The sequence below is a fragment of the Methylobacterium goesingense genome (assembly GCF_022179225.1).
Taxonomy (GTDB): domain Bacteria; phylum Pseudomonadota; class Alphaproteobacteria; order Rhizobiales; family Beijerinckiaceae; genus Methylobacterium; species Methylobacterium goesingense.
On sequence record NZ_BPQL01000035.1, the window covers coordinates 21,551 to 29,272 of the forward strand.

General features: G+C 68.6%; 10 protein-coding genes. 4 read left to right on the forward strand and 6 right to left on the reverse strand.

The window, feature by feature from the left end:
- Positions 1-102 precede the first annotated feature (102 nt).
- Positions 103-648, forward strand: coding sequence for an adenine phosphoribosyltransferase (locus tag MFF30_RS07560; RefSeq protein ID WP_238278346.1), 546 nt, complete (start codon positions 103-105; stop codon positions 646-648).
- Between the two features lie 146 nt (positions 649-794).
- Here the strand turns inward: MFF30_RS07560 and purQ are convergent, their stop codons facing one another.
- From purQ to MFF30_RS07585, 5 genes are all read right to left on the reverse strand, one after another.
- Positions 795-1,475 (reverse strand): phosphoribosylformylglycinamidine synthase subunit PurQ, encoded by a 681-nt coding sequence (purQ, locus tag MFF30_RS07565; protein WP_238278347.1) that lies wholly within the window; start codon positions 1,473-1,475, stop codon positions 795-797.
- Positions 1,475-1,714, reverse strand: coding sequence for a phosphoribosylformylglycinamidine synthase subunit PurS (gene purS, locus MFF30_RS07570; protein ID WP_238278349.1), 240 nt, complete (start codon positions 1,712-1,714; stop codon positions 1,475-1,477). Before purS ends, purQ begins: the two co-directional genes overlap by 1 nt.
- Positions 1,715-1,855: 141 nt before the next feature.
- On the reverse strand, positions 1,856-2,092 hold the full coding sequence (locus tag MFF30_RS07575) for a hypothetical protein (RefSeq protein WP_238278351.1): 237 nt from the start codon (positions 2,090-2,092) through the stop codon (positions 1,856-1,858).
- A 124-nt stretch (positions 2,093-2,216) separates the two neighbouring features.
- A complete protein-coding gene (locus tag MFF30_RS07580) occupies positions 2,217-2,819 on the reverse strand; it encodes an ActR/PrrA/RegA family redox response regulator transcription factor (RefSeq protein WP_238278353.1) in 603 nt (200 codons plus the stop codon).
- A gap of 54 nt (positions 2,820-2,873) precedes the next feature.
- Positions 2,874-4,259, reverse strand: a complete 1,386-nt coding sequence (locus MFF30_RS07585) for an ActS/PrrB/RegB family redox-sensitive histidine kinase (RefSeq protein ID WP_238278355.1) — start codon at positions 4,257-4,259, stop codon at positions 2,874-2,876.
- Between the two features lie 174 nt (positions 4,260-4,433).
- Between MFF30_RS07585 and MFF30_RS07590 the strand changes: the two genes are divergently transcribed.
- Complete coding sequence (locus MFF30_RS07590; protein WP_283205876.1) at positions 4,434-5,729, forward strand: polyhydroxyalkanoate depolymerase; 1,296 nt, start codon at positions 4,434-4,436, stop codon at positions 5,727-5,729.
- Between the two features lie 56 nt (positions 5,730-5,785).
- On the forward strand, positions 5,786-6,520 hold the full coding sequence (locus MFF30_RS07595; RefSeq protein ID WP_238278357.1) for a M48 family metallopeptidase: 735 nt from the start codon (positions 5,786-5,788) through the stop codon (positions 6,518-6,520).
- Positions 6,521-6,527: 7 nt separating this feature from the next.
- Here the strand turns inward: MFF30_RS07595 and MFF30_RS07600 are convergent, their stop codons facing one another.
- Positions 6,528-6,905, reverse strand: coding sequence for a hypothetical protein (locus MFF30_RS07600; protein ID WP_238278359.1), 378 nt, complete (start codon positions 6,903-6,905; stop codon positions 6,528-6,530).
- Between the two features lie 191 nt (positions 6,906-7,096).
- Between MFF30_RS07600 and MFF30_RS07605 the strand changes: the two genes are divergently transcribed.
- Complete coding sequence (locus tag MFF30_RS07605; RefSeq protein ID WP_238278367.1) at positions 7,097-7,627, forward strand: invasion associated locus B family protein; 531 nt, start codon at positions 7,097-7,099, stop codon at positions 7,625-7,627.
- Positions 7,628-7,722: the final 95 nt, after the last annotated feature.

The following is a 7,722-nucleotide window of genomic DNA, read 5'->3' on the forward strand; positions in this document are numbered from 1 at the left end:
TCGCCTGCGGCAACGAGATCCTCCACAGCGAACTCGTTAAGATCCTGCGCCGCGCCAACGCCTGATCGCCCCGACCTCCCGAAACCCTCCTGAGAGGCCCGCATGGAACCGCGCCGCCACATCGCGCTCAAGGACTCGATCCGCTCGATTCCGGATTACCCGAAGCCCGGCATCATCTTCCGGGACATCACCACCCTGTTGAGCGACCCCCGGGCCTTCCGGCGGGCGGTGGACGCCCTGGTGCATCCCTATGCGGGTGGGCGGATCGATCAGGTGGCGGGCATCGAGGCGCGGGGCTTCATCCTCGGCGGCGCGGTGGCGCACCAGCTCTCCTCGGGCTTCGTGCCGATCCGCAAGAAGGGCAAGCTGCCCCACCAGACCGTCTCGATTGCCTACGCGCTCGAATACGGCACCGACGAAATGGAAATCCACGTCGATGCCATCAAGCCGGGTGACCGGGTGCTGCTGGTGGATGACCTCATCGCCACCGGCGGCACGGCCTGCGCGGCGGTGAACCTGCTGCGCCGGATCGGCGCCGAGGTGGTCGCTGCCTGCTTCGTCATCGACCTGCCGGAGATCGGCGGCGCTCAGAAGCTGCGCGACCTCGACGTGCCGGTGCGGACGCTGATGGAATTCGACGGCCACTGAGACCGATCGATCCTTCTCCTCTCTACGGGAGAAGGTGACCCGCGAAGCGGGTCGATTGAGGGGAGCGCCTTATCCGGATAGGGCTTCCCCCTCTCCTGGTCGCTTCTCGATCACCCTCCCCCGCAAAGGGGGGAGGGTCGGATGGCTTACGCCGCCAGGCTCTCGAACAGGCCGCGCCCGTCCGTGCCGCCGACGAGATCCTCCACGAAGTTCTCCGGGTGCGGCATCAGGCCGAGCACGTTGAGCTTCTCGGAATAGATGCCCGCGATGGAGTTCAAAGAGCCGTTGCGGTTCGCGTCCACCGTCAGGTTGCCTGCGGCGTCCGAATAGCGGAAGGCCACCCGGCCGTCGCCCTCGAGACGCGCAATGGTGTCGGCATCGGCAAAGTAGTTGCCCTCGCCATGGGCCACACAGACGTCGATCACCTGGTTCGGCGCGTAGGCCGAGGTGAACCGCGTGTCGGCCCGCTCGACCCGGAGCAGCTGACGATGGCAGATAAAGCGCCGGTCGACGTTGCGCATCAGCACGCCGGGCAGCAGGCCCGATTCGCACAGGATCTGGAAGCCGTTGCAGATGCCGAGCACGAGGCCGCCTCGTGCCGCATGGGCGCGCACCGCGTCCATCGCCGCCGCACGGCCTGCGATAGCGCCGCAGCGCAGATAGTCACCGTAGGAAAAGCCGCCGGGCAGAACAGCGAGATCCGTGCCGGCCGGCAACGCGGTGTCGGCGTGCCAGACTTTGACAACCTCGGCTCCCGATCGTGTCAGGGCCCGGGCCACGTCCGCGTCGCGGTTGGAGCCCGGGAAGACGATGATGGCGGCGCGCATCAGGCGATCTCGATGGCGTAGTTCTCGACGACGGTATTGGCGAGCAACTTCTCGCAGGCGCTCTTAAGGGTCGCCTCGGCTGCCGCGCGGTCGTCGCCCGCGATCTCGACGTCGAAGACCTTGCCCTGCCGCACGCCGTCGATGCCGGTGAGGCCGAAGGACGTCAGGGCCGCTTCGATCGCCTTGCCCTGCGGGTCCAGCACGCCGGTCTTCAGGGTGACGATGATGCGTGCTTTCATGGGCTCGGACTCGATCTGATGTCGGGGCACCCCGGCTCAGGTCAGGGCACCCTGGCGATAATCGGGAAACGCGCCTCAGGCAACGCGAAACGGCCAACGGGACGCAGGGAGCGTCGGCGGACCGGTCTGACCCGATCGCTCTCAGCGCGTCTTAGCGGCCGGATCCCGCAGCGGCTCGATGCTGGTCGCCCGGCGCCACAATTGCAGCATGACCCAGGCGGCCCCCACGCTGAAAACCGCCATCAGCACATGGCCCACTGTGTCGCCGAGGTCGAAGAGGCCGGCGAGGGCCCAGCCCGCCGCGATCGCGACGGCGAAGACTTCCGTGCCGACGAGCACCATCATGCTGAGGATGGTGATGAGGTTGCGCGTGTTCACAGCCGACTTGTCCCATGTCCAGTCCGGCGGCCAGGCTCTCCCGGTGCCGATCGGAGAAAGGGCGACGTAGCGCGAACCACATCGGTCGCGCAACGTCGCCCCACCCGTTCGTCGAAGCCCGGCCTCAGCGCGGGGCGCGCTTGGCCAGGATCCGCTGGAGCGTCCGGCGGTGCATGTTCAGGCGCCGGGCGGTTTCCGAGACGTTGCGGCCGCAAAGCTCGTAGACGCGCTGGATATGCTCCCAACGCACCCGGTCGGCCGACATGGGATTCTCGGGCGGGTCGGCCCGCTCGCCGGGCTGCGCCATGAGCGTGCCGTGGATCTCATCCGCATCGGCGGGCTTGGCGAGGTAATCGAAGGCGCCGAGCTTCACCGCCGTCACGGCGGTCGCGATGTTGCCGTACCCCGTCAGGATCACGCCCCGGGCCTCGGGCCGGCGCTCCTTCAGGCGGGCGATCACGTCGAGCCCGTTGCCGTCCCCGAGCCGCATGTCGATGACGGCGAAGGCGGGCGGTCGCGCATCGACCATGGAAACGCCGTCGGCGACGCTCTCGGCCACTTGCACTTCGTAGCCGCGCATCTCCATCGCGCGGGCGAGCCGCGTGGAGAAGGGCTTGTCGTCATCGACGATCAGCAGGGTGCGGTCCGTGAAGGCCGCGAGCGGATCGTTGTCGGCAAGCTGCGCGATGTCGGCACCGGGCGCCGTGGTTCCAGTCTGCGTCAGCATCCGACGCTCCTCCGTGATACCTGATCGATCGTCGTCTGAGTTTTCATTGTTGCATTATATAGGTGACGCGCTGGTTTCGGTTAGGGGTTGCGGACGACTCAATTGCGCGTGATTCAGCGAGATCGCGTCTCGCTCGAAGATGTGGCGGGCCCAGCTGATTCGCACCACGGCGCCCGTGGCGCCCGACTGCGAAACGTTCGACAACGTCAGCTGCGCGCCGGAGCGTTCGATCAGTGTCTTGGCGATGAAAAGACCAAGGCCGAGGCCCGCGCCCGTGCTGTCGGGGCTGCGCGAGCGGTCGGGGCTGCGGGTGGTCACGTAGGGCTCGCCGGCCCGGAGCAGGACCTCGCTGGAGAAGCCGGGGCCGTCGTCGCGGATCTCGAGCCAGACCCGCTCCAGGGTCCAGCGCGCCTCGATCACGACCCGCGCGTTCGCGAAGTCGACGGCGTTGTCGACGATGTTGCCGAGCCCGAACATCACGCCGGGATTGCGCCGGCACACCGGCTCGGGTCCGTCGCCATGGTTCGACACGTCGAGGAGGATGCCCATGGCGCGCTGGGGTTCGACGAGTTCCTCCACGAGGTGGCTGAGCCCGACCGTCTGGAGGAAGCCGGCCTCGTCGCTGTCCAGCGAGGTCAGCTTCGAGAGGATGCCGCGGCAGCGGTCGACCTGATCGCGCAGCAACGCGAGGTCCTCGCGCACGGCGGGGCTGGCCGTCGTGGCGAGCTGGCGGGTGAGTTCCTTCGTGACGACCATGATGGTGCCCAGCGGCGTGCCGAGTTCGTGGGCCGCCGCCGCCGCGAGGCCGTCGAGCTGCGACAGGTGCTGCTCGCGGGCGAGCACGAGCTCCGTGGCGGCCAGGGCCTGGGCGAGCTGGCGCGTCTCCTCCGCCACCTTCCAGGCATAGACTCCCGTAAAGGCGGTGCCGAGCAGGATCGCGGTCCAGATGCCGGAGATGTAGAGAAACGGCAGTTCGAGCCGTCCGTCCGCGAACCAGGGCAGGGGGCGGTGCACCAGGGCCAGGAGGGTCGCCAGACCGATGGCGAGAAGCCCGAGGGCGAGCGTCCGCTCCGGCGGCAAAGCGGTGGCCGAGATCAGCACGGGCGCCAGGAATAAGAGCGAGAACGGGTTCTGCAGCCCGCCCGTGAGGAACAGCAGCGCCGCGAGCTGGATGATGTCGAAGGCGAGCAGGAGGGCCGCCGAATCGTCGCTGAGGCGGTAGCTCGCCGGGAAGCGGATGCGGAGCGCCAGGTTGAGCCAGGACGAAGTCGCGATGACGAGGAAGCACCAGCCGAACGGAAGGGGCAGCCCGAGACCGAACTGCGCGCCTACCACCGCCGCGCTCTGGCCGGTGATCGCGAGCCAGCGCAGCCGCACGAAGGTGTCGAGCCGCAGGTGGCGGGCGTCGCGGACGAAGCCGCTGGTGCTCATGTCGATCATGTCCCGGAAACGATAGGGCCTGGTTGTCTCGCGTCCATCCCCGCATCAGCGTTGCACGGCTCTCGCGGCGATTGCATTTGCTCTAAATCGAAGGAATCGAAGGTTGAGGATTCGGTCCGGCCGGCGCTTCGGGCGCCGCGCGAATGACGGCAACGGTACAAGGGGGAACGGCGCGTGAACCTGTCCTATTACTGGTACGAGGCGGCACGGATCATGACCACGCCGGCGCGTCTCGTCGCCGACATGGCCAAGCACAGCTTGCTGAATCCCGCCAATCCGCTGGCCTATTCTCCCTATGCGCGCTCGGTGGCGGCGGCCTGCGAGATGTTCGAGCGGGTGACCCGGCGCTATGGCAAGCCGAGCTTTGGCCTTTCTACCACGCAGGTGGACGGGGTCAGCGTGCCAGTGAGCGAGCGCGTGGTCTGGGAGCGCCCGTTCTGCCGCATCGTCACCTTCGACCGGGGCTTCGTGCGCGGCCCCGCCGAAGCACAACCCAAGCTCCTGATCGTGGCGCCCATGTCGGGCCATTATGCCACGCTGCTGCGGGGCACCGTCGAGGCGATGCTGCCGAGCCATCAGGTCTTCATCACAGACTGGATCGACGCCCGCATGGTGCCGCTCACGGCCGGGCGCTTCGATCTCGGCACGTATATCGACTATCTGCTCGATGCCTTCCGCGACCTCGGGCCCGATCTCCACGTCATGGCCGTGTGCCAGCCCGCGGTCCCGGTCCTGGCCGCCATCGCCGTGATGGAGGCGCAGGGCTATGAACCCGTGCCGCGCTCGATGACCCTGATGGGCGGGCCCATCGACACCCGCCGCTCCCCCACGGCCGTGAACTGCCTCGCCCAGGAGCGCGGCACGGCCTGGTTCGAGCGCAACTGCATCACCACCGTGCCGGCCGGGTATCCGGGCGCCTGGCGCAGCGTCTATCCGGGCTTCTTCCAGCTTTCCGGCTTCATGGCGATGAACCTCGACCGGCACGTCAACGCCCATACGGAGATGTTCGACCATCTCGTGAAGGGCGACGGCGATTCGGCGGAGAAGCACCGCGAGTTCTACGACGAGTACCTCGCGGTGATGGACCTCACCGCCGAGTTCTACCTCCAGACGGTGAAGACGGTCTTCGTCGACCACGCCCTGCCGCAGGGCACGATGATCCATCGGGGGGCCCGCGTGGATCTCTCCGCCATTCGCACATGCGCGATCCTCGCCGTCGAGGGCGAGAACGACGACATCTCCGGCGTCGGCCAGACGCTGGCCGCCCTGGACCTGACGCCGAACCTGTCCGCCGAGCGGAAGGCCTATCACCTGCAGAAGGGTGTCGGGCATTACGGCGTCTTCAACGGCTCGCGCTACCGCACCGTGATCGCGCCCCGGATCGCCGCCTTCATCCGCGAGATGGCGGGCCCCGGCGAAACGAAGGCGATCGCCCACCAGCCCGAATCCGCCGCGGCCGATCAGACCTGAGGATGAAGCCGCCGGGATCGATGGCGGAGCTCTGCGACAGCCGCTAAGCTGACGCCATGCGATTGGCATTGCTGCGCGGGGCGGACCCGGATCACCTCGACATCGTGCATGCGGGCGAGACCCTGCGCGTCCTGATTCGGCGCAGGCCCACCGCCCGGCGGCTGACCCTGCGCGTGTCGAGCGCGACCGGCGAGGTGGTGATGACCCTGCCGACGCGAACCTCGGTCGCCGTCGCCCGGACCTTCGCGGTCAGCCACGGCGGCTGGATCGCGGCCCGCCTCGCCAAGATGCCGGAGCGCGTGCTCTTCACGGCCGATGCGGTGCTGCCGGTGCGTGGCGTGCCCCACCGGATCGCGCATCGCGCCGCCCGTAGCGGCGCGACCCGCTTCGAGCGGGTGGCGGACGAGCCCGTCGTGTCGGTGGCCTGCGACGCTCCCCATATCGGGCGCCGGGTCGCGGACTTCCTGAAGCGGGAGGCCCAGCGCGACATCGTCGAGGCCGTGGCCCGCTACACGGACAAGCTGGGCCAGGGGCCGACCCGGATCACCCTGCGGGACACCCGGAGCCGCTGGGGCTCCTGCACCGCGCGGGGCGAACTGAATTTCTCCTGGCGCCTGATCCTGGCGCCGCCCCTGGTGCTCGACTACCTCGTCGCCCACGAGATGGGCCACCTGCGCGAGATGAACCATTCCCAGCGCTTCTGGACTCTCGTCGGGTCGCTCTGCCCGCACGTGGACGAGGCCGAGCGCTGGCTCAAGCGCAACGGCGCCGGTCTGCACCGCTACGGCTGAGGGGACCTCAACCCCGGACGCGCAGCACCCGGCTTCGCACGACACGCTCGGCGGGCCAGGTCGGGCGCGGATCGACGTCGCCGGGGTTCAGGGTCCGGGGCGCCACGCCGTCGCAGACCTCGCGCTGCCGCAGGATCACCGGCTGGCCGAACTCGTCCCGGCGCCGGATGATGCCGCCGTCGCGGCAGAAACCCGCGATTTCCGCCGAAGAACCGCTGCGCCGCCCGCCCGGCGTGCGCGGAACCGGCCGGTGCTCGATCACCAGGGGCCCGTCACGGTTCAGGGAGCGCTCGACATAGGTAGTCTCGTTCACCGGCAGCGGGTCGGCCACGGCCGGACCGGCGAACGCGAGGGCGACGAGGAAGAGAGAGGCGCGGAGTCGCATGGATTCGTCCGTTGGCGGGCAAGCGTGACGGTCAGCACTAGAGGCTGTACGCGCGACGCGATAGTCGGTTCCCAGGCTCGGGCTTCGCTTGACAGTCGTGGGCCGAGCATGGTCGGAACACCCGTGTTTTCGGTTAACGGCTCGCGGGGCGGCGGGCCATGCGAGAGGATCGACGCGTGGGGTCTGGTGGAATGGTGCAGCGCGCACGCGGCCTGGTCGCCCGGGGTGTCGCGGCAGGCGCGCTCGGTGCACTTCTGCTGCTCGGGGGCTTCGGCCCGCAGGGCGCGTCGGCGCAGGGCATGGTGCGCAACACCTTTGGCGACTGGCAGCTGCGCTGCGAGACGCCGGCCGGCGCGAAGGCCGAGCAATGCGCCATGGTGCAGTACCTCGCGGCGGAGGACCGGCCGAACCTCACCCTCGTGGTGATCGTGCTCAAGACCGCCGACAATCGCGGCTACCTGCTGCGAGTGGTGGCTCCGCTCGGCGTGCTGCTGCCCTCGGGCCTCGGGCTCAAGATCGACAAGACGGATGTCGGCCGCGCCGGTTTCGTGCGCTGCCTGACCACGGGCTGCGTCGCCGAGGTCGTGATGGATGACGGTCTGGTCAAGCAGTTCAGCGGCGGCGCCCAGGCGACCTTCATCGTCTTCCAGACCCCGGAGGAGGGCGTCGGCATTCCGCTCTCGATGAAGGGCTTCGCGCAGGGATTTGAGAACCTGAAGTGAGAGGCCGGCCCGGGCACTCACGAATTCCGGGCACGCAAGGACACGGAGACGGGATCCGAGCATGGGCAAAAGCATCCTGGGCAAGAACATTCTGG

Coding starts and splice junctions, on each gene's coding strand:
- MFF30_RS07600 (WP_238278359.1), bottom strand. CDS start 6,905: ATGCGACTCCGCGCCTCTCTCTTCCTCGTCGCCCTCGCGTTCGCCGGT.
- purS (WP_238278349.1), bottom strand. CDS start 1,714: ATGAAAGCACGCATCATCGTCACCCTGAAGACCGGCGTGCTGGACCCG.
- MFF30_RS07580 (WP_238278353.1), bottom strand. CDS start 2,819: ATGCTGACGCAGACTGGAACCACGGCGCCCGGTGCCGACATCGCGCAG.
- MFF30_RS07595 (WP_238278357.1), top strand. CDS start 5,786: ATGCGATTGGCATTGCTGCGCGGGGCGGACCCGGATCACCTCGACATC.
- purQ (WP_238278347.1), bottom strand. CDS start 1,475: ATGCGCGCCGCCATCATCGTCTTCCCGGGCTCCAACCGCGACGCGGAC.
- MFF30_RS07605 (WP_238278367.1), top strand. CDS start 7,097: ATGGTGCAGCGCGCACGCGGCCTGGTCGCCCGGGGTGTCGCGGCAGGC.
- MFF30_RS07585 (WP_238278355.1), bottom strand. CDS start 4,259: ATGATCGACATGAGCACCAGCGGCTTCGTCCGCGACGCCCGCCACCTG.
- MFF30_RS07560 (WP_238278346.1), top strand. CDS start 103: ATGGAACCGCGCCGCCACATCGCGCTCAAGGACTCGATCCGCTCGATT.